At 72.0% G+C, this 26,533-nt stretch carries 19 protein-coding genes and 1 pseudogene; 14 read left to right on the plus strand and 6 right to left on the minus strand.

What is annotated here, in order from left to right:
* Positions 1–3 precede the first annotated feature (3 nt).
* The 7 genes from ssuE (at position 4) to IEY86_RS13620 (ending at position 7,016) form a co-directional block, all read left to right on the plus strand.
* On the plus strand, positions 4–558 hold the full coding sequence (gene ssuE, locus IEY86_RS13590; RefSeq protein ID WP_189131887.1) for an NADPH-dependent FMN reductase: 555 nt from the start codon (positions 4–6) through the stop codon (positions 556–558).
* Between the two features lie 66 nt (positions 559–624).
* Positions 625–1,716: an ABC transporter substrate-binding protein gene (locus IEY86_RS13595; RefSeq protein ID WP_189131888.1), complete on the plus strand. Its 1,092-nt coding sequence runs from the start codon at positions 625–627 to the stop codon at positions 1,714–1,716.
* A gap of 5 nt (positions 1,717–1,721) precedes the next feature.
* The gene (locus IEY86_RS13600; protein WP_189131889.1) at positions 1,722–2,630 is read left to right on the plus strand and encodes an ABC transporter ATP-binding protein; all 909 of its coding nucleotides are present in this window, start codon (positions 1,722–1,724) and stop codon (positions 2,628–2,630) included.
* Positions 2,627–3,568 carry an ABC transporter permease gene (locus IEY86_RS13605; RefSeq protein WP_229698401.1) on the plus strand — a complete coding sequence of 314 codons (942 nt, stop codon included), beginning with the start codon at positions 2,627–2,629 and terminating at the stop codon, positions 3,566–3,568. The genes IEY86_RS13600 and IEY86_RS13605 overlap by 4 nt, the downstream gene beginning before the upstream one ends.
* 119 nt (positions 3,569–3,687) lie before the next feature.
* Entirely contained in the window at positions 3,688–4,977 is a 1,290-nt protein-coding gene (locus tag IEY86_RS13610) for an LLM class flavin-dependent oxidoreductase (RefSeq protein WP_189131958.1), read from the plus strand.
* A gap of 346 nt (positions 4,978–5,323) precedes the next feature.
* Positions 5,324–6,178, plus strand: a complete 855-nt coding sequence (locus tag IEY86_RS13615) for an ATP-grasp domain-containing protein (protein ID WP_189131890.1) — start codon at positions 5,324–5,326, stop codon at positions 6,176–6,178.
* A gap of 13 nt (positions 6,179–6,191) precedes the next feature.
* Positions 6,192–7,016, plus strand: coding sequence for an ATP-grasp domain-containing protein (locus tag IEY86_RS13620; RefSeq protein ID WP_189131891.1), 825 nt, complete (start codon positions 6,192–6,194; stop codon positions 7,014–7,016).
* Positions 7,017–7,200: 184 nt separating this feature from the next.
* Here IEY86_RS13620 and IEY86_RS13625 read toward each other — a convergent pair whose 3' ends face one another.
* Positions 7,201–8,745: an FAD-dependent oxidoreductase gene (locus IEY86_RS13625; protein ID WP_189131959.1), complete on the minus strand. Its 1,545-nt coding sequence runs from the start codon at positions 8,743–8,745 to the stop codon at positions 7,201–7,203.
* A gap of 306 nt (positions 8,746–9,051) precedes the next feature.
* On the opposite strand from IEY86_RS13625, the pseudogene IEY86_RS37825 reads away from it, so the two are divergent.
* A pseudogene (locus tag IEY86_RS37825) lies at positions 9,052–10,738 on the plus strand (phytoene desaturase family protein).
* A 60-nt stretch (positions 10,739–10,798) separates the two neighbouring features.
* A complete protein-coding gene (locus IEY86_RS13640; RefSeq protein ID WP_189131894.1) occupies positions 10,799–11,266 on the plus strand; it encodes an SRPBCC family protein in 468 nt (155 codons plus the stop codon).
* A gap of 185 nt (positions 11,267–11,451) precedes the next feature.
* On the opposite strand, the gene IEY86_RS13645 is transcribed toward IEY86_RS13640, so the two are convergent.
* Genes IEY86_RS13645 through IEY86_RS13655 form a run of 3 tightly spaced genes read right to left on the minus strand, consistent with a single transcriptional unit; the run spans position 11,452 to position 14,076 of the window.
* Positions 11,452–12,465, minus strand: a complete 1,014-nt coding sequence (locus tag IEY86_RS13645; protein WP_189131895.1) for an NAD(P)/FAD-dependent oxidoreductase — start codon at positions 12,463–12,465, stop codon at positions 11,452–11,454.
* A complete protein-coding gene (locus IEY86_RS13650; RefSeq protein ID WP_189131896.1) occupies positions 12,462–12,998 on the minus strand; it encodes an isoprenylcysteine carboxyl methyltransferase family protein in 537 nt (178 codons plus the stop codon). The genes IEY86_RS13645 and IEY86_RS13650 overlap by 4 nt, the downstream gene beginning before the upstream one ends.
* A 16-nt stretch (positions 12,999–13,014) precedes the next feature.
* A complete protein-coding gene (locus tag IEY86_RS13655) occupies positions 13,015–14,076 on the minus strand; it encodes a type III polyketide synthase (protein WP_189131897.1) in 1,062 nt (353 codons plus the stop codon).
* A gap of 160 nt (positions 14,077–14,236) precedes the next feature.
* On the opposite strand from IEY86_RS13655, the gene IEY86_RS13660 reads away from it, so the two are divergent.
* Complete coding sequence (locus tag IEY86_RS13660; RefSeq protein ID WP_229698402.1) at positions 14,237–15,106, plus strand: UbiA family prenyltransferase; 870 nt, start codon at positions 14,237–14,239, stop codon at positions 15,104–15,106.
* A gap of 129 nt (positions 15,107–15,235) precedes the next feature.
* Here IEY86_RS13660 and IEY86_RS13665 read toward each other — a convergent pair whose 3' ends face one another.
* Entirely contained in the window at positions 15,236–15,406 is a 171-nt protein-coding gene (locus tag IEY86_RS13665; RefSeq protein WP_189131899.1) for a hypothetical protein, read from the minus strand.
* Positions 15,407–15,421: 15 nt separating this feature from the next.
* Positions 15,422–15,778, minus strand: coding sequence for a PRC-barrel domain-containing protein (locus IEY86_RS13670; RefSeq protein ID WP_189131900.1), 357 nt, complete (start codon positions 15,776–15,778; stop codon positions 15,422–15,424).
* A 430-nt stretch (positions 15,779–16,208) separates the two neighbouring features.
* On the opposite strand from IEY86_RS13670, the gene IEY86_RS13675 reads away from it, so the two are divergent.
* From IEY86_RS13675 to IEY86_RS13690, 4 genes are all read left to right on the plus strand, one after another.
* Positions 16,209–20,792, plus strand: a complete 4,584-nt coding sequence (locus tag IEY86_RS13675) for a HAMP domain-containing protein (protein WP_189131901.1) — start codon at positions 16,209–16,211, stop codon at positions 20,790–20,792.
* Between the two features lie 87 nt (positions 20,793–20,879).
* A complete protein-coding gene (locus tag IEY86_RS13680) occupies positions 20,880–23,300 on the plus strand; it encodes a SpoIIE family protein phosphatase (protein ID WP_189131902.1) in 2,421 nt (806 codons plus the stop codon).
* A 279-nt stretch (positions 23,301–23,579) separates the two neighbouring features.
* Positions 23,580–24,659, plus strand: coding sequence for an NADH-quinone oxidoreductase subunit B family protein (locus IEY86_RS13685; protein ID WP_189131903.1), 1,080 nt, complete (start codon positions 23,580–23,582; stop codon positions 24,657–24,659).
* A 73-nt stretch (positions 24,660–24,732) separates the two neighbouring features.
* Positions 24,733–26,517 (plus strand): nickel-dependent hydrogenase large subunit, encoded by a 1,785-nt coding sequence (locus IEY86_RS13690; RefSeq protein WP_189131904.1) that lies wholly within the window; start codon positions 24,733–24,735, stop codon positions 26,515–26,517.
* Positions 26,518–26,533 lie beyond the last annotated feature (16 nt).

Here is a 26,533-nt window from a genome sequence, read left to right on the forward strand (position 1 = left end):
CTCTTGTCCTCGATCATTGCCATTTCCGGGAGCCCTTCCGCGCAGTCGCGCACCGCCGTCGCGGTGGGCAAGGCGCTCGAGCGCCTGTCGTCGATCGGCTTCGACGTGCGGCACATCGCCGTTCGCGACCTGCCCGCCGAGGACCTGCTGGCGGGCCGGACCGACAGCCCCGCCCTCAGTGACGCCATCGGGGCAGTGGCCGCCGCCGACGGCGTCATCGTGGCCACCCCGGTGTACAAGGCCGCCTACACGGGCCTGCTGAAGTCCTTCCTCGACCTGCTGCCGCAGTCGGGCCTCGCGGGCAAGGCGGTGCTCCCCCTGGTGACCGGGGGGACCAACGCCCATGTACTCGCCATCGACTACGCCCTGCGGCCGGTGCTCACCTCGCTGGGCGCCCGCCATGTCGTCGCGGGCTGCTTCCTCCTCGACCAGCTCATCGACCGGCAGGCCGACGGCACCGCGACGCTGCGGCCCGAGGCCGAACTCAGGCTCTTCGACGTCGTCGGCCAGTTGACCGAGGCGCTGCCCGTCGGCTCCACGCTCGCCGCCTCCCGCTGACCGTCGCGCACGCGGCGTTCGTCCCGCTTCCGCTCCCCGTACAGACACCACAGAAGGACCGTGTCCATGCACACCACATCCCGCCGCCAGTTCCTCGTCATCGCCGGCCTCGCGACCGCTGCCGTCAGCTGCGGCACGGCGTCCGCCGAGCGTTCCGCCGGGGGCAAGGGCGAGACCAAGAAACTCCGATACCAGGGCTCGGTGGGTGCGGTGACCCTGCCCGAACTGGCCCAGGACCTGGGCTACCTGGGCGATGTGAAGCTGGATTGGGTCGGCAACACCATCAGCGGCCCCCAGGACATCCAGTCCGCGGCGACCGGCCAGACGGACTTCGGAGGCGCGTTCAACGGAGCGGTGGTCAAGCTGGCGGCCGCCGGATCCCCCATCAAGGCCGTGATCGGCTACTACGGCGCCGACAAGGACGCGTACAGCGGCTTCTACGTCCTCCAGGACAGCTCCGTCCACGGACCGCGCGACCTGATCGGCAAGAAGGTCGGCATGAACACCCTCGGGGCGCACAGCGAGGCCATGCTCGACATCTACCTCCAGCGGCACGGAGTGTCCGGCAAGGAGATCGCGAAGGTCGAGCCTTTGGTGGTGCCGCCGGTCAACACCGAGCAGTCGCTTCGCAAGAAGCAGATCCAGGTCGCCGTGCTCGGCGGCATCCTGCGCGACAAGGCCCTCGCGTCCGGCGGCATCCGCCGCCTGTTCACCGACTACGAACTGCTCGGCGCCTTCACCGCCGGGACCTATGTGATGACCGAGAAGTTCATCGAGCGCAACCCGACGACGGTGAAGACATTCGTCACCGGCGTGGCCAAGGCCATCGAGTGGTCCCGCAGGACCCCGCGCGAGGAGGTCGTGGCCCGCATGACCGACATCGTGAACAAGCGCGGGCGCAACGAGGACGCCAAGGCGCTCCAGTTCTGGAAGTCGTTCGGCGTGGCCGACACCGGGGGCCGGATCAGCGACAAGGAGTTCTCGCTCTGGATCGACTGGCTGGAGAAGCGGGGCGAGATCAAGAAGGGCCAGGTGAAGCTCTCGGAGATCTACACCAACGAGTTCAACGGCCTGGCCTCCGGCGGCGGTTCCTCCTCCGCCCCGTCCGCCTCCGCAGCCTCCTCCTCTCCCTCGTCCGCCTCGTCCGGGAACGGGTGACCGCCATGACCGCGAGCATCAGTTTCCGCGACGTCACCAAGACGTTCCCCGTCCGCGAGAAGGCGGGCTCCGGACGGCGTACGGAGTTCACCGCCGTCCAGGGCGTCGACCTGGAGGTCGCCGCGGGCGAGTTCACCGTCCTCGTCGGGCCCAGCGGCTGCGGCAAGTCCACCCTGCTCGACCTGCTCGGAGGGCTCACCCAGCCCTCCGGCGGGCAGATCCTCGTGGACGGCGAACCGGTGACCGGCCCCGGACTGGACCGCGGCATCGTCTTCCAGCAGTACGCCCTGCTGCCCTGGCGCACGGCGCAGGGCAATGTCGAGTTCGGCCTGGAGGCGACCGGGGTCCCCCGGCGCCGGCGTGCCGAGCGGGCCCGGCACTACCTCGACCTCGTGGGCCTCGCCGGCTTCGAGGACCGTCACCCCCATGAGCTCTCCGGAGGGATGAAGCAGCGGGTGGCGATCGCCCGCAGCCTCGCCTACGACCCGGACGTCCTGCTCATGGACGAGCCGTTCGCCGCTCTGGACGCCCAGACCAGGGAGTCCCTGCAGGACGAACTGCTGGGGATCTGGGAGCGCACCGGCAAGACCATCGTGTTCATCACCCACGGCATCGAGGAGGCGGTCTACCTCGGACAACGGGTGGCGGTGCTGACGTCCCGGCCGGGCCGGGTCAAGCAGGTGGTGCCGATCGACCTGGGGCGGCGCACCGATGTCGCCGACCTGCGGTCCAGCCCGGAGTTCGCGCACTACCGGCACCGGATCTGGGACCTGCTGCACGACGAGGTCGCCCGCGCACAGGAGCTGGAGAGGGCCCAACGGCTCGAGGCAGCCGATCCGGTGGGCAGGGCCCAGCGGATCGAGAAGGCCCTTCAGCACGACGAAGCCCTCGAGAAAGGGACGGTTCGCGCATGAGCACCGACATCGGCACCTCGGTCACCGGCACCGGGGCCCCCGCCCCGGCTGCCCCGCGTGACCACGAGCCCGCGGTCCCCCGGACCGCGGTGGCCACCGCCACGGCCCCCGTCCGGGAGGCCACCGGGCGCCCGCGAGCGCTGCGGATCGCCGCCGACTGGGGCCGGCGGACACCCGGCCTGCTGCTCGGGGCCCTGACCAAGACGGCCGCGGTCGCCGTCGTGGCGCTCCTGTGGGAGGTCGCCCCGAGGCTCGGGTGGGTCGACCGGACGTTCCTGCCTCCGCTCTCCCAGGTCGTCAAGGCCTGGCTGGACCTGCTCTCCAGCGGCCAGCTCGCCACGCATGTCGAGGCCAGCCTGGTCCGCTCCCTCAGCGGCTTCGGGCTCGCGGTGGCCATCGCCGTGCCGCTCGGCCTGCTCATCGGCTGGTACCGCCCGGTCGCGGACCTGCTCAATCCGCTGCTGGAGGTCTTCCGCAACACCGCGGCGCTCGCCCTGCTGCCGGTGTTCGTCCTGATCCTCGGCATAGGGGAGACATCCAAGATCTCCATCGTCCTGTACGCCTGCGCCTGGCCCATCCTGCTCAACACGGTCAGCGCGGTCCGCACGGTCGACCCCACCCTGGTCAGGCTCGCCAGGTCGATGGACCTGTCCGCGCCGAGGGTGTTCCAGAAGGTCATCCTGCCCGCCGCCGTGCCGACCGTCTTCACCGGCATCCGGCTGGCCGGCGCCGTGTCGATCCTCGTCCTGGTCGCCGCCGAGATGGTCGGCGCGAAGGCCGGGCTCGGCTACCTCATCAACGCCTCGCAGTTCAACTTCGCCATCCCGCAGATGTACGCCGGGATCATCACCGTCTCCGCCATCGGCGTGGTCTTCAACCAGCTCCTGGTCTCCCTGGAGCGCCGCTTCACCCGCTGGCGCGCTCCCCGGGGCGACTGACGCGCGCACCCAGGGATCACCACGGCGCCGAGCACCACGACCACCGAGACCGCAGAGAAGCAAAAAGGAAAGAGGACAACGTGACCACCGACCGCCGGTTCCATCTGAACGCGTTCCTGATGAACGCGGGTCACCACGACGCCGCGTGGCGCCATCCGCGCACCAGCCCCGAGCGCGCCACCGATCTGCGGTACTTCCAGGAGCTGGCGCGGACCGCCGAGCGCGGCAAGCTCGACTCGGTGTTCCTCGCGGACGGCCTCGCTCTGTGGGGCAACGCACGCCACAACGTGCTCGGCGGCTTCGAGCCGCTGACCCTGCTCTCCGCCCTGGCCGCGGTGACCGAGCACGTCGGGCTGATCGCCACCGTCTCCACCACGTTCAACGAGCCCTTCCACACCGCCCGCAAATTCGCCTCCCTCGACCACCTCAGCGGTGGGCGCGCCGGCTGGAACATCGTCACCTCCGGCAGCGTGGACGAGGCCCGCAACTTCGGGCAGGACGAGCACCTGGAGCACCGCCTGCGGTACGACAGGGCACGTGAGTTCGTCGACGTCGCCACCAAGCTGTGGGACAGCTGGGAGGACGAGGCCCCGGTGATCGACCGGGAGCGCGGGGTCTACGCCGACACCGACAAGGTGCGCGCGATCGATCACGAGGGCGAGTACTTCCGGGTGCGCGGCCCGCTCAACGTCCAGCGATCCCCGCAGGGCTACCCGCTCCTCGTCCAGGCCGGCTCGTCCGAGGACGGCAAGGAGTTCGCGGCGCAGCACGCCGAGGCGGTCTTCACGGCACAGCAGACCCTCGCCGACGGGCAGACCTTCTACAAGGACCTCAAGTCGCGGCTGGCCGGCCACGGCCGCGCGCCGCAGGAGTTGAAGATCCTCCCCGGCATCTGCCCGGTCATCGGCTCGACCGAGGCCGAAGCGCGGGCGCTGGAGGAGGAGCTGACCGCCCTTCAGGTCCCCGAGTACGGGCTGCACCAGCTGTCGAAGATGCTCGATGTGGATCTGAGCGGCCTCCCGCTGGACGGGACCCTCCCGGATCTGCCCGAGGAGCGGGACATCAACGGCAACAAGAGCCGCTTCACCCTGGTCGCCGAGATGGCCCGCCGGGACGGGCTGAACCTGCGGCAGCTGATCGCCCGGCTCGGCGGCGGCCGGGGCCACCGGGTCTTCGCCGGAACGCCCGAGCAGATCGCCGACCAGTTGGAGGAGTGGTTCACCGAGGGCGCCGCCGACGGCTTCAACATCATGCCGCCGCATCTGCCGGGCGGGCTCGAGGACTTCGTCGACCATGTCGTCCCGATCCTCCAGAGGCGTGGGCTGTTCCGTACCGAGTACACCGGGCGCACGCTGCGCGACCACTACGGCCTGCCCCGCCCCGCCAACCGGCTGGCCGTCCACGCCTGACCGACGCCTGGCGCAGGCCCGGCGGCCACCTGGGCCGCGCTCGAGGCGGCGCGGGCCGGTGCGGCCGTCGTCCGGCCGGCGGCCGCACACCGGGAGCCTCCCGGGCCATCCATCGGTCCACCGGCCCGGTGCTCGGACCTGCCCCGGATCGTCCGCGGCCGTCATTTCCGGAACGCTCCCTCCCGGCTCGTTCCCGGCTCCTGCGGCGCTTCCCGGCCTCCTCGAACCCGTCCGGTGGGGCGGCGGCCCCGGTACCGTCATGGGTGGATCCCCGTGGCATGCTTGGTCGTCCACAGCTCTGCCGGACGGGGAATGGCGGGCGTCTGGGGAGAGCCGGGGGGACAGGTTGAGACTGTGCTTTCTCGTTGAGGAGCACTACCGCGACGACGGCATGCCGTTGGACGTGGTGGGACGCCTCAGGTCCTGGGGGCACTCGGTGGACGTGCTGCTGCCCGGCAGCTCGCTCATCGCCATGCCGGAGCTCATCCGGGCCGGGACGCACGACGCCTGGGTCCTCAAGACCGTCTCCGGCGGCCCGGGCCTGAGCATGCTGGAGTCCGCCGCCGCGGTGGGCCTTCCCACGATCAACGACGCCCGCTCCATCCGGCCCGTCCGGGACAAGGCGGTCGCCGCGACGGTGGCCCGCAGCCGGGGCATACCCGTCCCTCCCACGTACTTCGCCGCCACACCCGCGCTGCTGGCCCGGGTCCCCGACGAGCACTACCCGCTGGTGGTCAAGCCCTGCGACGGAAGCTCGGGACGGTCGGTGCACCTCGTCAGCTCGCCCGGACAACTGGCCGACACCGGCGCCCTGCTGCGGGGCGAGGGGTACCTGCTCGCCCAGCCCTACATCCCCAACTCGGGCGCGGATCTGAAGGTCTACAGCATCACCGGTGAGCTGCACGCCACCGTCCGCCGCTCGCCCCTGCACCCCGGCCGACCGGTCCTGGAACGCGAGGTTCCGCTGACGACGGAGTTGGCGCGGCTGACGGCGAAGGTCGGCGAGGTCTTCGGGCTCGACCTGTTCGGCGTGGACATCGTCGAGGGCCCGGAGGGCCCGATGGTCGTGGACATCAATGACTTCCCCAGCTTCCGGCAGGTGCCCGACGCCGTCGACCGGGTGGCCCGTGCGGTGCTCCGCCTGGCGGGGTCGGCCGGCGACCGCGCCCCGATGGACCCCGAGCGCACGCTCGTCGGCTGACGGGACCGCACCGTTGCGGATATGCCTGCTCACCTCGCGTCCCGACCACCCTCTGCTGGAGGGGGCCCGCAGGGCGCTGGCCCCCCGTCACCAGGTGGTGGCGGCCGACCCCGACGCATCCCACGGCTCCCCCGCCGCGCCCGCGCCCGACCCGCCGTCCGCCGATGTGTACCTGCTCAAGACCCGGACCCCGCGGGCCCTGGCCCTCGCCCACCGGCTGGAGCGCCGCGGCGCCCGGGTGCTGAACTCGGCCTCGGCGACCGAGCTGTGCCAGGACCGGGCCCGTATGGCCGAGGTGGCCGGGAAGGCGGGACTGCCGTTCCCGCGCACCCGTGCCTATGACTGCCCGTCGAGGATCGCCGGGGACATCGGTGAGCTGGGCTTCCCGCTGATGGTCAAGAGCCGCAGGAGCGCGCGGCTCGACGTGGTCGCCCGGATCGACGACCGCGAGGGCCTGTCGGCGCTGGCGCGGAGCCGGCCGGGGCACCCGGTCGTCGTGCAGAGGTTCGTGGAGAACGACGGCTGGGACCGCAAGCTGTGGGTGGTGGACACCCAGGTCTACGCCGGGCTGCGCCCCACCCCGCTCGCGGACCCTCTCCCGGTGGGGGACAAGTCCCTCACCGAGCCGCTCGATCCCGCCGACGTGCCCGAGGCGTGGACCGCGCTCGCCCTGCGCGCCGGGCGGGCGTTCGGCCTCCAGGTCTACGGCGTCGACCTGATCGAGCGCGACGGCGCCCCGGTGATCGTGGACGTCAATGCCTTCCCGGGGATGCGCGGCATGGACGGCGCCCCCGAGGCCCTCGCCGCCCTTGCGGTCTCGGCGGGCTCCGGCCGATAGTCGCCCTCGTGCCCGAGGACCAGGTCACCGCGCTCATCGAACGCTTCATCGCCGACATCCGCCCCGTCGTCCCGCTGATCTGCGAAGGGCACGGCTGGCACGGGACTTTGTCCGCATCGGGATCGACCGGACGCCGGCGATGTGAACCGCGGCAGCTGTACTGCCGCTGGTGTGCCCGGCTGGATCAGCCGGAGTCGGATCCCGAGCCGGACTCCGGCGGCGGGGAGGGCGTCGTGTGCCTGGGGCGGATCCCGCGGCGTTCCAGGGGCTTGGTGGCCGGACCGTGCAGCACCGCGCCGTCGACGCCGAACCGGGAGCCGTGGCAGGGGCAGTCCCAGGTGCGCTCGGCGTCGTTGTACGCGACCACGCATCTGAGGTGGGTGCAGATCGCGGAGACCGCGTGCAGGTCGCCGTTCTCGTCGCGGTGGACGGCGCACCGATCCCCGCTCAGGCGCACCACGGCTCCGCCGCCGGGCGGGATGTCGTCCACCGACTCGATGTGGGCGGGGTGCAGCCGGTCGCCGACGAAGTGCCGGGCGACGGCGGCACCGGCCTTGAGGAGTTCGGCCGTCTCCACGGTGGGGTTGATCCGCCGAGGGTCGTACACCGAGGCCCACGGCGGCCGGTCGCCGCGCACAAGTTCCCGCAGCAGCCTTCCGGCGAGGACCCCGCTGCTCATGCCCCAGCCGTTGAACCCGGTGGCGACATAGACGTGTTCGGCGCGGGGGTGGAAGTGGCCGATGTAGGGCAGCCGGTCGGTGCTGATGTTGTCCTGGGCCGCCCAGCGGTGGGTGATCTCGTCGACGCCGAATCGTTCCTTCGTCCAGGCGGCCAGCCGCTCGAAGCGCTCGGCCACCTCCTCGGTGCCGGGCCGGAAGGTCTCGCCGGTCACGATGAGCAGCCGCCGCCCCTCACCGTAGGGGGCCGTGCGCACCGAACGGGTCGCCTCGTCCGGGGTGATGTACATGCCCCGCGGATCCCGGTCGGCCGGAATCGGCGCGGCCACCACCAGCTCACGGCGCGGGATGAGCCGGGAGAACAGCATGGCGCGGTCGAAGACGGGGTAGTGCGTGGCGACGACGACGGTACCCGCGGTGATCTCGACGCCGTCGTCGGTGGTGAGCCGGCAGGGCGCTGCCTCGTGCAGGCCGACCACCCTGGTCCGCTCGAAGATGCGCCCGCCCCGCCGGAGAAGGTCCTCGGCGAGCGCGAGCAGGTAGCGGCGGGGATGGAACTGGGCCTGCCCCTCCACCCGGACGGCCGCCGCGACCGGGAACGGCAGGTGGGTGTCGGTGGTGAAGGACGCGGCCAGGCCGGCGTCCTTCGCGGCCTCCGCCTCGTCCCGGAACTCCTCCACCCGATCGGCGGAGCCGGTGTAGGTGTAGGCGGGAGCGCGCTCGAACTGGCAGTCGATGCCGAGGCTCTGCGAGACGGCCTCGACGTGCTCCACCGCATCCTGCTGCGAACGCGCGTACAGGGCCGCCGCGTCGGCGCCGAACGACTTGCGGACATGACCGTAGATGAGGGTGTGCTGCGCGCAGAGCTTGGCCGTCGTATGGCCGGTCACCCCGGCGGCGATCCGGTCGGCCTCCAGCACCACCACGGAACGTCCGTCCCTGGCCATCTCCCAGGCCGTGCACAGCCCGGCGATCCCGCCGCCCACGACGGCCACGTCGGCGCCGACGGCCTCGGTGGCGCGCGGATGGTCGGTGGGCGCCGTGGACTCCATCCAGTACGAACCGGCCCTGCCCGGAAGTGCGCTCACTCCGCCACCTTCTTCGTCCCGGCGCCGGAGGCCGACCGCGTCACGGTCGCCCTCCTGCCCCTCGTATGCCTCGTGGGTATGCCTTCGTGGGTATGCCTTCGTGCTCCTGGCGTGTCCACCAGTACCCCCCGACCGGTGCGGCATACCCGCCGGTGGCCCGATTCCCCGTTTTCCGCCCCCCGCGCCGGGTACCCAGCGCCCGGCGACCCGCCGTCGTGAGGCCGCTGAGCGGGCCGGGAGCGGCAGAGCGGGCCGGGAGTGGAGGAGGCGATGGACGCCGACGCGGACGCGATCGTGGTGGGCGCGGGCCCCAACGGCCTGGTGGCGGCGAACATCCTCAGCGACGCCGGGTGGCGGGTCCTGGTCCTGGAGGCCCAGCCCGTGCCTGGCGGCGGCGTACGCAGTGACCGCGGAGTCCATCCGGACTTCGAGAGCGACCTGTGCAGCTCGTTCTATCCGCTGGCCGTCGCCTCGCCCGCCATCAGGGCGCTGCGACTCGAGCAGTGGGGCCTGACGTGGAGCCACGCGCCCACCGTCCTCGCCCACCCTCTGCCCGACGGCCGCTGCCCCGTCCTCGACCGGGACCTGGAGCGCACGGCGATGAGCCTGGACGCGTTCGCACCGGGCGACGGGCTGGCGTACGTGCGTCTGACCGGGCTCTGGGACCGGATCGGCGACGACCTCCTGCGCGCCCTGTTCACCCCGTTCCCCCCGGTGCGGGCGGGACTGGCGCTGGCCGCCGGGATGCGCGCCGCGGGGGGCCTGAGGCTGCTGCGGATGATGACGCTGCCGGTGCGGCGCCTGGGTGAGGAGGAGTTCGCCGGAGCCGGTGCGCCCGTGCTCCTGGCGGGCTGCGCCATGCACGCCGATTTCAGTCCCGAGTCCGCGGGCAGCGCCGCCTTCGGCTGGCTGATGGCGATGCTCGGCCAGAGGTTCGGCTGGCCGGTGCCGGCCGGTGGCGCGAGCGCGCTCACCACCGCCCTGGTGCGCCGCCCTGGAGGCCGGGGGCGGGAGCGTGCACTGCTCGACCCCCGCGCGGTCGGTGACCGTGAGGGACGGCCGCGCGGTCGCGGTGGTGACCGAGGACGGGGAGCCGGTACGGGCAGGGCGGGCGGTCCTGGCCGACGTACCCGCGCCCGCGCTGTACGGCGGGCTGGTCTCCTTCGACGACCTGCCACCGCGCACGCGCGACGACATCCGCCGCTTCCACTGGGACTACGCCACCTTCAAGGTGGACTGGGCGCTGTCCGGCCCGATCCCCTGGACCGCGCCGGCGGCCGCCGGCGCGGGCACCGTGCATCTGGCCGAGGGAGTGGACCACTTGACGCGCTGCAACGCGCAACTGACCACCGGCCGGGTTCCCGACCGGCCGTTCGCGCTGCTGGGACAGATGACCACCGCGGACCGGCTGCGCTCGCCCGAGGGCACCGAGTCCGCGTGGGCGTACACCCATCTTCCGCAGCACATAAGGGGTGACGCCGGGGACGCCGGAATCCGGGGGAGATGGGGGCCGGGGGAGTGCGAGGCGATGGCGGAGCGGGTGGAGGCCGAGATCGAGCGGCTGGCCCCGGGGTTCCGCGACCGTATCGCCGCACGCCGTGTGCTGGCCCCCGCGGACCTCCAGCGGCACAACGCGAGCCTCCTCAACGGTGCCGTCAACGGCGGCACGGCCGCCGTGCACCAGCAGCTGGTCTTCCGGCCGGTACCGGGCTCCGGCCGCCCCGAGACACCGGTCACCGGCCTCTACCTGGCCTCCTCGTCCGCCCACCCGGGCGGCGGAGTGCACGGCGCCTGCGGGGCGAACGCCGCCCGCGCCGCGCTGCGCGGGCAGCGGGCGGTGACCCGCAAGGTCCTGGGCCCGGGGCTGGCGCGGGTGCAGCGGTCACTCGCCGGGGGACGCGGAGGGAGCGGGGGAGGCGGGGGAGGCGGAGAAAGCGGATCCGAGCGCCGGGAGTGATCCACCCGGCGGCGGGTACCCGGACCGGCACCGACGGCAGCCGAGGATCAGGTGAGACACATGGCCGCACGACATGTCCTGGTGAACAGGCCCCCGCAGGCGGTGTGGGCGGTGCTCAGCGACGGCGAGAGGTACAAGGAATGGGTCGTGGGCACCAAGCAGTCGTGGGAGGTGGAGGGGCACTGGCCCTCGGAGGGCTCCTCGATCGGCTGGACCGTGGACGCGGGGATCACAACGCTGCGGGGCAGCACCGTGGTGCGCATCTGCGAGCCGGGGCGCAGGCTCGAACTGGAGGCCCTGGCGGGGCAGCTCGGTTCCGCGCGCATTTCCTTCCAGATCATGCCGTGGGGCGGGGGCGCCCTGGTGATCGTGGACGAACACCCCCTCAGCGGCCCGGGCGCCGCCCTGCACAACCTGGTCCTGGACGCCCTGCTGCAACTGCGGCACCGGCGCATGCTGGACCGGCTCGCCGAGGTCGTGGAGTCCTCCACTCCCGCCCCGAGGGAGAGGGAGGCGGCAGCCGCGTGAGCGGGCATCCACGATCCTGACGGGTCGTGCGACCCGCGTACGAGGTCCCTGTGCGGTGCCGGAGCCCCCGCTCCCAGCAGGCCGGGCACCGAGCTGCTGGACCCGCCCACCGGGGTGGTGGCGTCCTGTGTCCTCCTCGTGGGAAGAAGGCACGGCGGCCGCCCGAGCGGGGCCACCCGCCCCGTTCACTGGAGGGCGTGCACGGCGGCGTTGAAGAGCGGGGGGATCCGGGAGGCCGCCGGGACCACCAGGCGGGAGGCTGCCGGGTGGGCGCTCAGGCGGACGAGTCCTTCCGTCAGCAGGCGGTGGCGCCGCGAAAGCCCGCGCCAGCGTTGCTCGTAGTCCTGGGGGCGGCCCCGCGCCAGGCATCGCACCGCCGCCTGCGCCGAGGCCAGCGCCAGAGCCACGCCCTCGCCGGTCATCGCGTCCACGTATCCCGCCGCGTCGCCCACCAGGAGGACCCTGCCCGCCACGCGGGTGCGCACGCGGCGCCGCAGCGGGCCGGCGCCTCGGACGCCGCCCACCGGGGGACCGGCGAGGAGGGCGGCCAGCCGGGGAAAGCGGGCCAGATGCTCGTCGTACCCGCACCGGTCCGTGCTCAGCACGGCCACACCCACCAGGTCCTCGGCGACCGGCGTCACATACGCCTCACCACCTCGCGACCAGTGCACCTCGACGAAATCGCTCCACGGCCGCACCCGGTAGTGCCGCCGCAGCCCGTAGCGGCGTGGACGGCGGTCGGCCACGTCGAGCCCCAGCGACCTGCGCACCGGGGAGTGCAGACCGTCCGCCGCGATGAGCCACCGTGCCCGCAGCCCCGCGGCCCGGACCGTGTCCGAGCTCTGCTCGACGGCCTCGATCCTCCCGCGCACGACCCGCACCCCCAGCTCGGCGGCCCGCCGGTACAGCGCGGAGTGCAGCACCGTGCGCCGCACGCCCAGACCCGTCGCGCCCCGGAAGGCCGCCGTCGCCCGGCGCGGGCCCTGGACGTAGGCGATGCCGCGCAGCGGGTACCCGTCCACGTCCACGCCCAGGAAGCGCAGATGACGTGCCCCGCTCGGCATGATCCCCTCACCGCACGCCTTGTCCACCGGGGCCGTGCGCGGCTCGACCACCACGGCCTCCATCCCCGCCAGCGCGGCGTGGACGGCCGCGGCCAGCCCGCCCGGACCCCCGCCCGCCACCAGTACGTCGATCACCCGGACGCTCCCGCCGCCACCGGCTCGCCCGCCGAGCCGAGAGCCGTGTTCTCGCAGGCGATCCGTACCCCCAGCAGCACCCCGTTCAGCGCCGTGAACACCAGCGCGGTGATCCAGGCGCCGTGGACCAGCGGCAGGGCGATCCCCTCGGCCACCACCGCCACATAGTTGGGGTGGGACAGCCACCGGTACGGCCCCCGGTCCACCAACGGCAGTCCAGGAACGACGATCACCCGGGTGTTCCAGCGCGGCCCCAGCGTGCTGACGCACCACCACCGCAGCGCCTGGGCCGCCGCCAGCACTACGACCATGGGCACGCCCAGCGCGGCCACGAAGGGGCGCCCGCCGAGCCCCACCTCCGCCGCGCACCCGGCGAGCAACCCCGTGTGCAGGGCGACCATCACCGGATAGTGGCCCCTGCCCGACTCCACGGCACCACGCGCCAGGCTCCACTCGGCGTTTCGGCGCGCGACCGCCAGCTCCGCGACCCGCTCGGCCGCCACGGCCATCACCACCAGCGTGTACCAGCTCATCGGCTCCCCGCTCCCCCTACCACCGCAGCAGGACCAGTTCCGAGCAGAAGCCCGGCCCCAGCGCGAGCATCAGACCCGGACTGCCCGCAGGAAGCCGCCGCCGCTCGAGGGTGTCGCGCAGCACATGCAGCACCGAGGACGAGGAGAGGTTGCCGACGCGTCCCAGCGAGTCCCAGGTGATCTCCAGCGCGCCCTCGGGCAGGCCGAGCGATTCCGCCACGGCCTCCAGGACCCTCGGCCCGCCCGGATGGCAGATCCAGGCGGCCACGTCCTTGGGCTTGAGCCCGTGGTCGTCCAGGAATTCCATGACGTCGTCCGCGAGATGGGTGCGCACCACGTCCGGAACGGTGGAGTCCAGGACGACCCGGAAACCGCTGCCGGTGACGTCCCACCCCATGACCCGCTCGCTGTCGGGGTAGAGCCTGCTGCGGGTGGCCACCACGGTGGGCCCCGTGACCGCGGGCAGATGCCGCCCGGGGCCGCAGGCCACCACGGCGGCGGCTCCGTCGCCGAAGAGCGCCGTGGCCACCAGGTTGGCCCGCGAGGCGTCGTCGTGCTGGAAGGTCAGCGAGCACAGCTCCACCGACAGCAGCACCGCCACATGCCGGGGCCAGCCGCGCAGATAGTCGTGGAGCCGGGCGATCCCGGCCGCCCCCGCCACGCAGCCGAGGCCGAAGACCGGCAGGCGTTTGACGTCGGGGCGCAGGCCCAGCCGCCCGACGAGCCGGGCGTCCACGGACGGCGCCGCGACCCCGGTCACGGTGGTGAACAGCAGCAGGTCCACATCCCTGGGCGACAGGCCCGCCGCCCTCAGCGCCCCGCTGACCGCCCGGGCCCCGAGGTCGACGGCGGTGGAGATGAACCGGTCGTTGGCGGCGCCGAAGTCGGTCAGCTCGGCGTACTCGTCCAGCGGCAGTGCCATATGGCGGGTCCGCACCCCGGCGCTGCGGTGCAGACGGTCCAGGAGGCGGCGGTCTTCACCTGCGGGCAGGCAGGTGCGGGCCACCATGTCGGTGATCTCGCGCTGCTCGTGCCGGTGCGGTGCCAAAGTCGCGTGGACTGCGGCGATGCGGGTCATGGGATTCCCACGTCGGAGGGCGTCGGACGCTTTCCAATGTGTCCACCGCGCGTCCCGGCCATGCTCGATGTCCCCCGTCCGGCGCTGCCGACGCCGTCCTCTCCCCGGCTCCCGGCGTGGCCGCGGGGCGGCGGCGCGGGCCGCGTCTACCATCGCCGGCGTGGGCGCCCCGAACCGAACACCCCCCGGTAGCGCGGCCACACCGCCGTACCGGCGGACGGTGGGCCTGCTGAGGGCCTGCCACCCTGGCCCCAGCGCCGCGGTGACCCTGCTCGCGACCGGACTGGCCCGGAGTGCGGGTCAGGACACCGGGGGCTGTCTGCGCGTGGCCGCCTGTGTGCTCGCGGGACAGCTCTCGGTGGGCTGGTGCAACGACGCCGTGGACGCGCGGCGTGACACCGCCGCCGGGCGCCCCGGGAAGCCCGTGGCGTCAGGAGCCGTGGACGCCGCCACCGTCCTGGCCGCCGCGCTCGCCGCGCTGGCCCTCACCGTGCCGCTGTCCTTCCTGTGCGGCCTGCTCGCCGGGGCCGTCCACCTGGTCGCCGTCGGCGCGGCATGGGGGTACAACCTGCGCCTCAAGGCCACGGCGCTGTCCTGGCTCCCGTACGCGGTGGGCTTCGGCGGCCTGGCCGGCTTTGTCGCGCTGGGCCTGCCCGGCAACCCCCGGCCGACCTGGTGGGTCGTCGTCGCGGCGGCGCTGCTGGGTGTCGGGGCGCATCTGGCCGATGTGCTCCCGGACATCGGGATGGACCTGGCGAACGGGGTACGGGGCTGGCCCCAGCGTCTGGGCGCGGCCAGGGTGCGGCGCCTGCTGCCGCTCCCGCTGGTCGCCGCCTCCGCCGTCCTCGTCCTCGCCCCTCCCGGGCCGCCGGGCACCGTGGGCCTCATCGCGCTCGCGGCGGCGGCGGTGACCGCGTGCGCGGGCGCCGCCCTGAGCGGTGAGCGGCCGAGGGCCCCGTTCCCCGCGGCGGTCGCGGTGGCGGCGATCGACGTGGCGCTGCTGCTCTCCAGCGGCGCCACGATCGTGTGAGCCCGTCGTCCGCGCCCTCCTACGGGCAGGGCAGGGCCGCCCCATGGGCAGGGCAGGATCGGGCGGGGCAGGGGCCGGTGGGGCAGGGCAGGGTCCGGCGGGGCCAGGGCAGGGCCGCGCTCGTACCGCTCAGCGGGCCGTCCGCCCGCTGCGCCGGTGCGCGAGATGGAGTCCCGCCCAGATCAGATCGCCCACGAGTACGAGTACACCGATGACCAGCAGATAGGTCAGGCCCTCGGCGGCGGCGCCGATCAGCCCCAGGACCATGGCGACGATGATCAGGAACAGGAACAGGCTCATGGCACCCCCTTCCGCTCAGCGGCGGGCGAGTCGGCGCTCGCCGCCCGCGCCCGCCCGGTAGGTCAGGCCGTAGTGCTCGAAGACGCCCGCCTCGTCCTGCGCGAGGAGCTCGCCGTCGACGTCGATCGAGGGAGCGTCCTTGACCTGCTTTTTGTCGAAGGGGACCGTCAGGTGCCCCGGGCTCACCGTGGCACCGTGCAGGGGGACGAAGACCAGCCGCTGGCGGGTCAGCATTCCCGTCTTGACCGTCGCGAAGGACGGCTGATCGGTCCCGGTGTCGACATAGATCGCCTCGAGGTCGCCGATCTTGCCGCCGTCGGACCCCACGACCGCGTAGCCGCGCCACTGACGGATGTCCTGGGCCTCGAACATGGAGCCCTCCTGTCCTCGCACACCACCGCTGACACCTCTTGTAGGCATCGCTACCCCGTACCGCGCGGTGTACATCAAGCTTGCGCCGCCCGAGAAGGGCGGAACAGCCGCGGCTGATCCGATTGCGGCCGTCCGGGCCATCTCCTCCCGGAGTGCCCCGGCATCCGGCGCAGCCGCCGCCCCGCGTCCGGCCGGCCAGGGGTGGTGGAGGAGCCGCGGTCGGTGGTGGAGCGGCCACAGGGTGGCTCGAAGGCGGCTTCCCGCGCCCCGGTGCGCCGTCTTTCCTCGCTTCACGGTGGCCGAGGGGGAGACGGCTCGTGGAATCATGGACCCAGGCCCGCTTGGGAGAACAGGCGGTCCGCAAGACCGGTCCGTCGTGCTTCGCCGACGGGTGGAATGGTTGTACGCGGGCAAGCTTGTGAGGGCGGGCATGGTGGGCGAGAACAGAGATCGAAACGCGCGTACTGCGGCGGAGGGCAGAACCCCCCGGCCGGGCGACGGCGCGGGCGCGCCCGAGCTGGGGCAGTTGCTGGCCGGGCTGACGGCCGTCCGCGACGGAGACTTCGGGACCAGGCTGCCGGACGACGCGGACGGCCTGCTGGGCGAGATCGCCACGGTGTTCAACGGGATGGTCGACCAGCTGTCCCTGTTCACCTCCGAGGTGACCCGGGTGGCCCGCGAGGTCGGCACGGAAGGACGCCTCGGCGGCCAGGCGGAGGTACCGGGGGTCTCGGGCACCTGGAAGGACCTCACCGACTCGGTCAACGCCATGGCGGGCAATCTGACGACCCAGGTGCGCGACATCGCCCAGGTGGCGACCGCCGTGGCCACGGGGGACCTGTCGCAGAAGATCGACGTGGACGCCCGTGGGGAGATCCTGGAGCTGAAGGAGACCGTCAACACGATGGTCGACCAGCTCTCGGCGTTCGCCGACGAGGTCACCCGTATGGCGCGCGAGGTCGGCAGCGAGGGCCGCCTCGGCGGCCAGGCCGAGGTGCCCGGTGTCGGCGGGGTGTGGCGCGATCTGACCGACTCGGTGAACTTCATGGCGGGCAACCTCACCGACCAGGTGCGCAATATCGCCCAGGTCACCACGGCGGTGGCCCGCGGAGACCTGTCGCAGAAGATCACCGTGGACGCCCGCGGGGAGATCCTGGAGCTGAAGAACACCATCAACACGATGGTCGACGAGCTCTCGGCGTTCGCCGACGAGGTCACCCGCGTCGCCCGGGAGGTGGGCACGGAGGGCCGCCTCGGCGGTCAGGCGCAGGTGCCCGGCGTCGGCGGCACCTGGCGCGATCTGACCGACTCGGTGAACTTCATGGCGGGCAACCTCACCGCGCAGGTGCGCTCGATCGCCCAGGTGGCGACCGCGGTGGCCAAGGGCGACCTGTCGCAGAAGATCACGGTCGACGCCCGCGGGGAGATCCTGGAGCTGAAGAACACCATCAACACGATGGTGGACCAGCTCTCGGCGTTCGCCGACGAGGTCACCCGCGTCGCCCGGGAGGTGGGCACCGAGGGCCGCCTCGGCGGCCAGGCCGACGTCAAGGGGGTCTCCGGCACCTGGAAGGACCTGACCGAATCGGTCAATGTCATGGGCGACAACCTCACCGCCCAGGTGCGCTCGATCGCCCAGGTCACCACGGCGGTGGCCAAGGGCGACCTGTCGCAGAAGATCCGCGTGGACGCCCGCGGGGAGATCCTGGAGCTGAAGGAGACCATCAACACGATGGTGGACCAGCTCTCGGCGTTCGCCGACGAGGTCACCCGCGTCGCCCGGGAGGTCGGCACCGAGGGGAACCTCGGCGGCCAGGCGACGGTGCGGGGAGTCTCCGGCACCTGGAAGGACCTCACGGACAACGTCAACGTCATGGCGTCCAACCTCACCGGGCAGGTGCGCTCGATCGCCCAGGTGGCGACCGCGGTGGCCAAGGGCGATCTGTCGCAGAAGATCACGGTGGAGGCCAAGGGCGAGGTGGCGGCCCTTGCCGGAGTGATTAACACCATGGTGGACACCCTCTCGGCGTTCGCCGACGAGGTGACCCGCGTGGCCCGCGAGGTCGGCACCGAGGGCATCCTCGGCGGCCAGGCCAGGGTGCCGAATGTGGCGGGGACCTGGAAGGACCTCACCGACAACGTCAACTCGATGGCGAACAACCTCACCAACCAGGTCCGCAATATCGCCCAGGTCACCACGGCGGTCGCCAAGGGCGACCTCAACCGCAAGATCGACGTGGACGCCCGCGGCGAGATCCTGGAGCTGAAGACGACCATCAACACGATGGTCGACCAGCTGTCCTCCTTCGCCGCCGAGGTCACCCGGGTCGCCCGCGAGGTGGGCAGCGAGGGCCGGCTCGGCGGCCAGGCCGAGGTGGAGGGCGTCTCCGGCACCTGGAAGCGGCTGACCGAGAACGTCAATGAGCTCGCCGGGAACCTCACCCGCCAGGTCCGCGCGATCGCCGAGGTCACCAGCGCGGTCGCCGAGGGCGACCTGACCCGTTCGATCACCGTGGACGCCTCGGGAGAGGTGTCGGAGCTCAAGGACAACATCAACTCGATGGTGGAGTCGCTGCGCGAGACCACCCGGGCCAATCACGAGCAGGACTGGCTGAAGTCGAATCTGGCCCGGATCTCGGGGCTCATGCAGGGCCGCCGCGACCTCGCCGTCGTCGCCGAGCTCATCATGGACGAGCTCACTCCGCTGGTCTCCGCCCAGTACGGCGCCTTCTACCTGGCCGAGGAGTCGCCCGAGGGCACCCGGCTCGTCCTGATCGGCTCCTACGGCCACCCCGACAACGCGGTGCCCGGCTCCATGCGCTTCCGGCTGGGCCAGTCCCTGGTCGGGCAGGCGGCCCGCAGCCGCCAGACCATCGCGGTCGACGACGTCCCCGAGGGCTACGTCGCCATCTCCTCGGGACTCGGCCGGGCCGCCCCGGCGAGCCTGATCGTCCTGCCCATCGTGGTCGAGGGCCAGGTGCTCGGAGTGATCGAGCTCGCGGCCGTGCACCCGTTCACCCAGGTCCACCGCGGCTTCCTCGACCAGCTCATGGAGACCGTGGGCGTCAATATGAACACCATCGTGGCCAACGCCCGCACCGACGAGCTGCTGGACGAGTCCCAGCGGCTCGCGGGAGAGCTGAGGGCGCGCTCCGAGGAGCTCCAGGTCCGCCAGGAGGAACTGCAGATCTCCAACGCGGAGCTGGAGGAGAAGGCAGCGCTGCTGGCCAGCCAGAACCGCGACATCGAGACGAAGAACCTGGAGATCGAGCAGGCCCGGCAGGAGCTCGAGGACCGCGCCCAGCAACTGGCGCTGGCGTCGAAGTACAAGTCGGAGTTCCTGGCCAATATGAGCCATGAGCTGCGCACCCCCCTCAACAGCCTGCTGATCCTCGCCCAGCTGCTCGCCCAGAACCCCGGCCGCAATCTCACCCCCAAGCAGGTGGAGTACGCCGGAGTCATCCACTCGGCGGGCTCCGATCTGCTCCAGCTGATCAATGACATCCTCGACCTGTCCAAGGTCGAGGCGGGCAAGATGGACGTCAGCCCGGAGCGGGTCTCGCTGCGCCAGCTCCTCGAATACGTCGAGGTCACCTTCCGCCCGCTGACCTCGCAGAAGGGGCTCGACTTCCGTATCGGCGTCGCTCCCGGCGTGCCCGGCGAACTGGTCACGGACGACTCACGGCTGCGGCAGGTGCTGCGCAATCTGCTGTCCAACGCCGTCAAGTTCACCGAATCGGGCAGTGTGGAGCTGCGGATCGCCCCGGCGGAGGAGTCCGAACTGCCGCCCTTCGTGCGGCCGCACGGCCAGGCCGTGGTCTTCCGCGTCGTGGACACCGGCATAGGGATCGCCGAACAGCAACTGGAGACCATCTTCGGGGCGTTCCAGCAGGCGGACGGGACGACCAACCGCAAATACGGAGGCACGGGCCTGGGGCTGTCCATCAGCCGGGAGATCGCCTACCTGCTGGGCGGGGCGGTCCAGGCCTCCAGCGTCCTCGGTGAGGGAAGCACCTTCTCCCTCTTCCTTCCGGTCGCGCGGCGGGACTTCGAGGAGGCGGCGGCGCTGCCGCATCCCGCGGAGTCGGACGACTCGGGACCGCGGCCGCTCGAGGGCCAGCCGTCGGAGGCCGCCGCCCGGCAGAGCCGGTGCCTGCTGGTGGTGGAGGACAGCCCGCGTGGACTGCTGTCCTTGGTGGCGGAGAGCGTCGTCGCGGACCTGACCGAGAACCGGGGGCTGGCCGACCAGCGTGATCCGGTGCGGATGCGCGCCGTCGTGGGCGCGCAGGACGCGGCCGCCGCGCTCAGGGCCGAGGCCTACCACTGCGTCGTGCTGGACCTCGGGATGGGGCACGACGCCGCGATGCGGTTCCTGCGCGCCTTGGACGACGAGCCCGCGCTGGCCCGGGTCCCGGTGCTCGCGCACCACAGCCGCCGGCTCGAGCCCGGACAGGAGCGCCTGGTCGCCGAGCACGCCCGCTCGCGGGCGGTGGAGCTGCTGCCCAGCCTGGACGAGCTGCGTGAGCGCATCGCCCTGCATCTGACGGCGGAGACGGCCGACGACGTGGTGCCGCTGGTGCGGTCCGGGGCCGCCGGGCGCAGCGTGGTGCCGGAGGTACGGGAGAGCGTGGACAGCGGACTGGCCGGCCGCACGGTGCTGGTCGTGGACGACGATCCCCGCAATGTGTACGCCCTCAACGGCATCCTGGAACTGCACGGCGTGAACGTCCTGCATGCCGAGAACGGGCGCAAGGGCATCGAGGTGCTCGAGAGCACCCCGGGGATCGACATGATCCTGATGGACGTGATGATGCCGGAGATGGACGGGCATGTGGCCACCTCCGCCATCAGGGAGATGCCCGAGTACTCCCATCTGCCGATCATCGCCGTCACCGCGAAGGCCATGCACGGCGACCGGGAGAAGAGCCTCGCCTCCGGGGCGAGCGACTATGTGACCAAGCCCGTCGACGCGGACGTGCTCATCGCCTGCATGAAGAGATGGTTGGACCTGTGACCGGCCGGATGCGGGGCAGGGGCGCGGTCGAGGACACCGAGGAGCGACACCGTTGAGTCCGTCACCCGTGGCAGTGGGAGCCCGGCCATGACCGGGCCGCGCCCCCTGCCGCCGGACCCCGGTCCCGGCCACCTCGCCGAGACCGTCGAACGGCTTCGGGCGCAGCTCGACGCGGCGCGCGCCGCCGCGCGGGCCCGTGGTGTCGTGGAACTGGCCAAGGGCATCCTGGTGGAGCGCCTCAAATGCGGCCCCGCCGAGGCCGCCCGGCATCTCGCCCAGCTCGCCGACAGCGCCAGGACACCGGTCGCGGAGCTGGCCGCGGACATCGTCGACGAGGCGGCAGGCGACGCACTGAGCCGCGCCGACGACGGGGAGGGGGCCGCCGACGACGGCGTGCTGCCCCCGCTGCGCCTGCGGATCGCGGAATCGGGTGTGTCCGACGCGCCGGACACACAGGTGGCCGCCGAGTCCTTGCTGGATAACGCCCTGAGACCGCTGGGAGCGACAGCGCTCGCCGTCTGGTCCGCGGCCGGCGACGGCTCCCTGGCGCTGCGCGGCCACGCGGGCTTCACCGCCGCGGAGGCGGCAGGCTGGCGCCACGTCCCTCCGGGGGTGGGGAGCCTGGCCCAACGAGCCCTCACGGGCAGCACCCCGATGCTGGTGGCGGACAGTCCCGCCGAGACCGGGCCTGCCGAGACCGGGCCTGCCGAGACCGGGCCCGCAGGGGACGGGCCCGCGGGGGACGGCCTCATGAGCGACCCCGCCGACGCCGCGGCCGCCTCCATCGGACGCGGGGAGGCGCCCGGGGGACGGGTGGTCCTGCCGGCTCGAGTGGCGGGGCGGTTGCTCGGGGCTGTCGAGGTCTGCTGGCCGGGGCCGCTGCCCCCGCTCACACCCGCGGTCGGGCGGCAGCTCCAGGCGCTCGCCGATCTGTGCGCGCACACCCTCCGGGCCCCGCTCAGCGCGGAGGGAGGCGACCCGGCGCAGTTCGCCGAGCACGACCGCAGGGCGCCCCTGGTCGACCTCGCCGACGCGCTCCTCGATCCCGCCGTCCTGCTCCAGCCCCTCGTCGACGACCACGGCCGCGTCCGCGACTTCGCCGTCGTCCATCTCAACCAGCACGTCACCGACCTCGCCGGGCGCCCCCGCGCCGACCTCACCGGACGCTCACTGCTCGAGGCCCACCCCGGTGCCGCCGCCGAGGGCGGGCTGTTCGAGCAGGCCCTCCATGTGCACGCCACCGGCGAGCCCTTCAGCACCGAGGACATCGTTCTCGCGGACACCCCCGGCCCCGCGCCGCTGAGGGCCGCGGTGGGGATCGGCCGGTACGGCGAATGCCTGCTGGTCACCTGGCGGGTCCAGGACGAGGCCGCCCGGCTGTCCAGTCTGCTCCAGCACGCCCAGCGCCTCGGCCGCATCGGAGGCTTCGAGGAGAATCCCGTCACGGGCGAGGTCTCCTGGAGCAGTCAGCTCTTCGCCCTCCACGGCCTTTCCTCCACGGCTGCTCCCGTGCCGCTGAGGGAGCTGCGCTCCCGTGCCCACCCCGACGACGGCGTCGCCATCGGCCGGTTCCTGCGCACCCTCCTGCACCACCACCGGGCGTCCTCCGTCGCCTTCCGGCTCCAGCGCCCCGACACCGTGGTGCGCCACATGCGCGTGCTCGCCGAACCCGTCCTCGACGAGGCCGGCTGCCTCGTCGCCGTACGGGGCGCCTACCAGGACATCTCCTCGCAGCACTGGACGGAGGTGGCGCTGGCAGCCACCCGCGACCGGCTCGCCGACAGCGAGGAGCACGCCGCCGACCGCAAGCGCCTCACCCTCCAGCTCCAGGAGGCGATCATGCCTCCTGCCCCGGCCCAGGTCGATGCCTCCGGCCTCCAGATCGCGGTGCGCTACCGCCCCGCCGAGAACGACAGCCTCGTCGGCGGAGACTGGTACGACGCGGTCGTGCTGCCCTCCAAACAGGTCCTGCTCGCCGTGGGCGACGTGGCGGGCCACGGCATCGAGGCGGCCACCGGCATGGTCGCGCTGCGCAACGCCCTGCGGGGGCTCGCCACCACCGGATCCGGGCCCGGCCAGCTCCTGGGCTGGCTCAACACCGTCACCCACCACCTCACCGAGCAGGTGACCGCCACCGCCGTCGTGGGCGTCTACGACCCCCAGACCCGGACCCTGCGCTGGGCCCGCGCCGGGCACCTTCCCCCCGTCCTCATCCGGGACGGCGCCGCCGAAGCCCTCCCGCTGCCGAAGGGCATCCTGCTGGGCGCCCAGTCCGAGGCCGACTACGAGGAGAGGGTCCTCGAGATGCGGTCCGGCGACACCTTGCTGATGTACACCGACGGGCTCATCGAGCGCAGGGACCGCTTCCTCCAGCAGTCCCTTGACCAACTGGTGCGAGCGGCGTCCGAGTCCCGTCCCGGACTCGAGGAGCGTCTCGACCACCTGCTCACCCACAGCAGCTCCGACACCGACGACGACACCTGCCTGGTCGGCGTCCACCTCCGCTGAGCCGGGCCCCTCACCCCGGCGCAGGATCCGCCTCTGACTCCTGCCCCTTGCCCGCTTGCCCCCCTGACCCCGGGCCCCCTGACCCCGGGGCACCCTGACTCCGAGGCCCGCTGACCCCGGTGCCCCGGTCCCGGCGCACGGGCCCCGAACCCGTACCCGCCCCGGCACCCTTCCCCGATGAGTCCATAGGGCCGTCCAGCACTTACTCGGCTCGGGAGGCGTCGGCTATCCAGGGAGTACACACGCGTCACTCCTTATTCATTTCGGAGGAGGACCTCCATGGGCGAGACAACCGCCACCTCCGCAGATGTCGACACGATCGACGCCACCGAGGAATCCCCGATCCATATCCTGTGGATCAACGCCGGGCTGAGCTGCGACGGGGACTCCGTCGCGCTGACGGCGGCAACGCAGCCGACCATCGAGGAGATCGCGCTCGGCGCGCTGCCCGGCCTGCCCAAAGTGGCCGTCCACTGGCCCCTCATCGACTATGAGTGCGGTCCCGTGCAGGGGGCGGACAACTTCGTGGAGTGGTTCTTCAAGGCCGACCGCGGCGAGTTGGAACCCTTCGTCCTGGTGATCGAGGGCTCCATCCCCAACGAGGCCATCAAGAGGGAGGGTTACTGGTGCGGATTCGGGGACGACCCCGAGACCGGCCAGCCCATCACCACGAGCGAGTGGATCGACCGCCTGGCCTCCAAGGCGCTCGCCGTCGTCGCCATCGGCACCTGCGCCACCTACGGCGGCATCCACGCCATGCAGGGCAACCCCACGGGCGCCATGGGCGTACCCGACTACCTGGGCTGGGACTGGAAGTCCAAGGCCGGAATCCCCATCGTCTGCATCCCCGGCTGCCCGGTCCACCCGGACAACGCCTCCGAGACGCTCACCTACCTGCTGTACCAGGCCGCCGGATCGGCGCCGATGATCCCGCTGGACGAGGAACTGCGCCCCACCTGGCTGTTCGGTGCGACGGTCCACGAGGGCTGCGACCGCGCCGGCTACTACGAGCAGGGCCAGTTCGCCACCGAGTACGGCTCACCCCAGTGCCTGGTCAAACTCGGCTGCTGGGGTCCCGTGGTCAAGTGCAATGTGCCCAAGCGCGGTTGGATCAACGGCGTGGGCGGCTGCCCCAACGTGGGCGGCATCTGCATCGCGTGCACCATGCCGGGCTTCCCCGACAAGTTCATGCCGTTCATGGACGAGCCGCCGGGCGCCCGCATCTCCAGCACGGCGAGCGGCGCCTACGGAACGGTGATCCGCAAGCTGCGTGACATCACCGCGAGGACGGTCGACAAGGAACCCAAGTGGCGGCACAGGGGCGACAAGATCCTGACGGGCTACCGGCCGCCGTGGTGACCACGCGTGGCGGCAGCCGCGTCACCGCGAGCGGCGGACCGGAATCCGAAGGCTGAGGAAGGGTGCGCGAACGATGACGCCGAAGACGAAGAAAGCGGATGACGGCAGCGGGCTCCTGGAGATGTCCTGGGACCCGATCACCCGGATCGTGGGAAGCCTGGGTATCCACACCAAGGTCGACTTCAAGCAGAAGCGGGTCGCGGAGTGCTACAGCACCTCGTCCGTCTTCCGGGGGTACAGCGTTTTCATGAAGGGGAAGGATCCCCGCGACGCACACTTCATCACCAGCCGCATCTGCGGCATCTGCGGCGACAACCATGCCACCTGCTCCGTCTATACGCAGAACATGGCGTACGGGGTGGCGCCGCCGCACATCGGTGAGTGGATCATCAACCTCGGCGAGGCCGCCGAGTACATGTTCGACCACAACATCTTCCAGGAGAACCTGGTCGGGGTCGACTACTGCGAGAAGATGGTCAAGGAGACCAACCCGGGCGTGCTGGACCAGGCCGAGCGCACCCCAGCCCCCCACGCGGCCGAGCACGGCTACCGCACCATCGCCGACATCATGCGCTCCCTGAACCCGCTCGAGGGCGAGTTCTACCGCGAGGCGCTCCAGGTGTCCCGGATGACCCGGGAGATGTTCTGCCTGATGGAGGGGCGCCATGTGCACCCCTCGACGCTCTACCCGGGCGGTGTCGGCACGGTCGCCACCGTGCAGCTGTTCACCGACTACCTGACCCGGCTCATGCGCTACGTGGAGTTCATGAAGCGCGTGGTGCCGCTCCACGACGACCTGTTCGACTTCTTCTACGAGGCCATACCGGGCTACGAGGAGGTCGGGCGGCGGCGTGTCCTGCTCAACTGCTGGGGCGCCCTCAACGACCCGGAGTACTGCGACTTCACCTACCGCCGCATGAGCGAGTGGGGCAAGCGCATGTTCGTCACCCCGGGCATCATCGTGGACGGCGAGCTCATCACCAACGACCTGGTCGACATCAACCTCGGCATCCGCATCCTGCTCGGCAGCTCGTACTACGAGGACTGGGCGGGCCAGGAGAAGTTCGTGGAGCGGGACCCGCTGGGCAACCCCGTGGACGAGCGCCACCCGTGGAACCAGCACACCATCCCGGCGCCGCAGAAGCGCGACTTCGACGGCAACTACAGCTGGGTGATGTCCCCGCGCTGGTTCAACGGCTCCGAGCACCTCGCCCTCGACACCGGCGGCGGACCCATCGCCCGCCTGTGGTCCACGGCGCTGTCCGGTCTGGTCGACATCGGCTACGTCCAGTCCACCGGCCACAGTGTGAAGATCAACCTGCCCAGGACGATGACCAAGCCGGAGACCACGTTCGAGTGGAAGATCCCGCGCTGGAGCAACGCGCTGGAGCGCAACCGCGCCAGGACCTACTTCCAGGCGTACACCGCCGCGGCGGCGCTGCACTTCGTGGAGAAGGCCATGGACGAGGTCAGGTCGGGCCACACCCAGACCTGGGAGCACTTCGAGGTCCCCGACGAGTCCATCGGCTGCGGCTTCACCGAGGCCGTGCGCGGGGTCCTCTCGCACCACATGGTGATCCGCGACGGCAAGATCGCGAACTACCACCCGTACCCGCCGACTCCGTGGAACGCCAGCGTGCGCGACTCCTACGGCACCCCCGGCCCCTACGAGGACGCGGTGCAGAACACCCCCATCTTCGAAGAGAACGACGTGGAGAACTTCAAGGGCATCGACATCATGCGCGCGGTGCGCAGCTTCGATCCCTGCCTGCCGTGCGGTGTGCACATGTACCTGGGCGACGGCAGGACGCTCGAGCAGATCCACACCCCCACCGGCCTGAGCGGGCTGGGTGGCTGAACGGATCCGACAGGTC

The sequence above is a fragment of the Wenjunlia tyrosinilytica genome (assembly GCF_014646055.1).
GTDB lineage: Bacteria > Actinomycetota > Actinomycetes > Streptomycetales > Streptomycetaceae > Wenjunlia > Wenjunlia tyrosinilytica.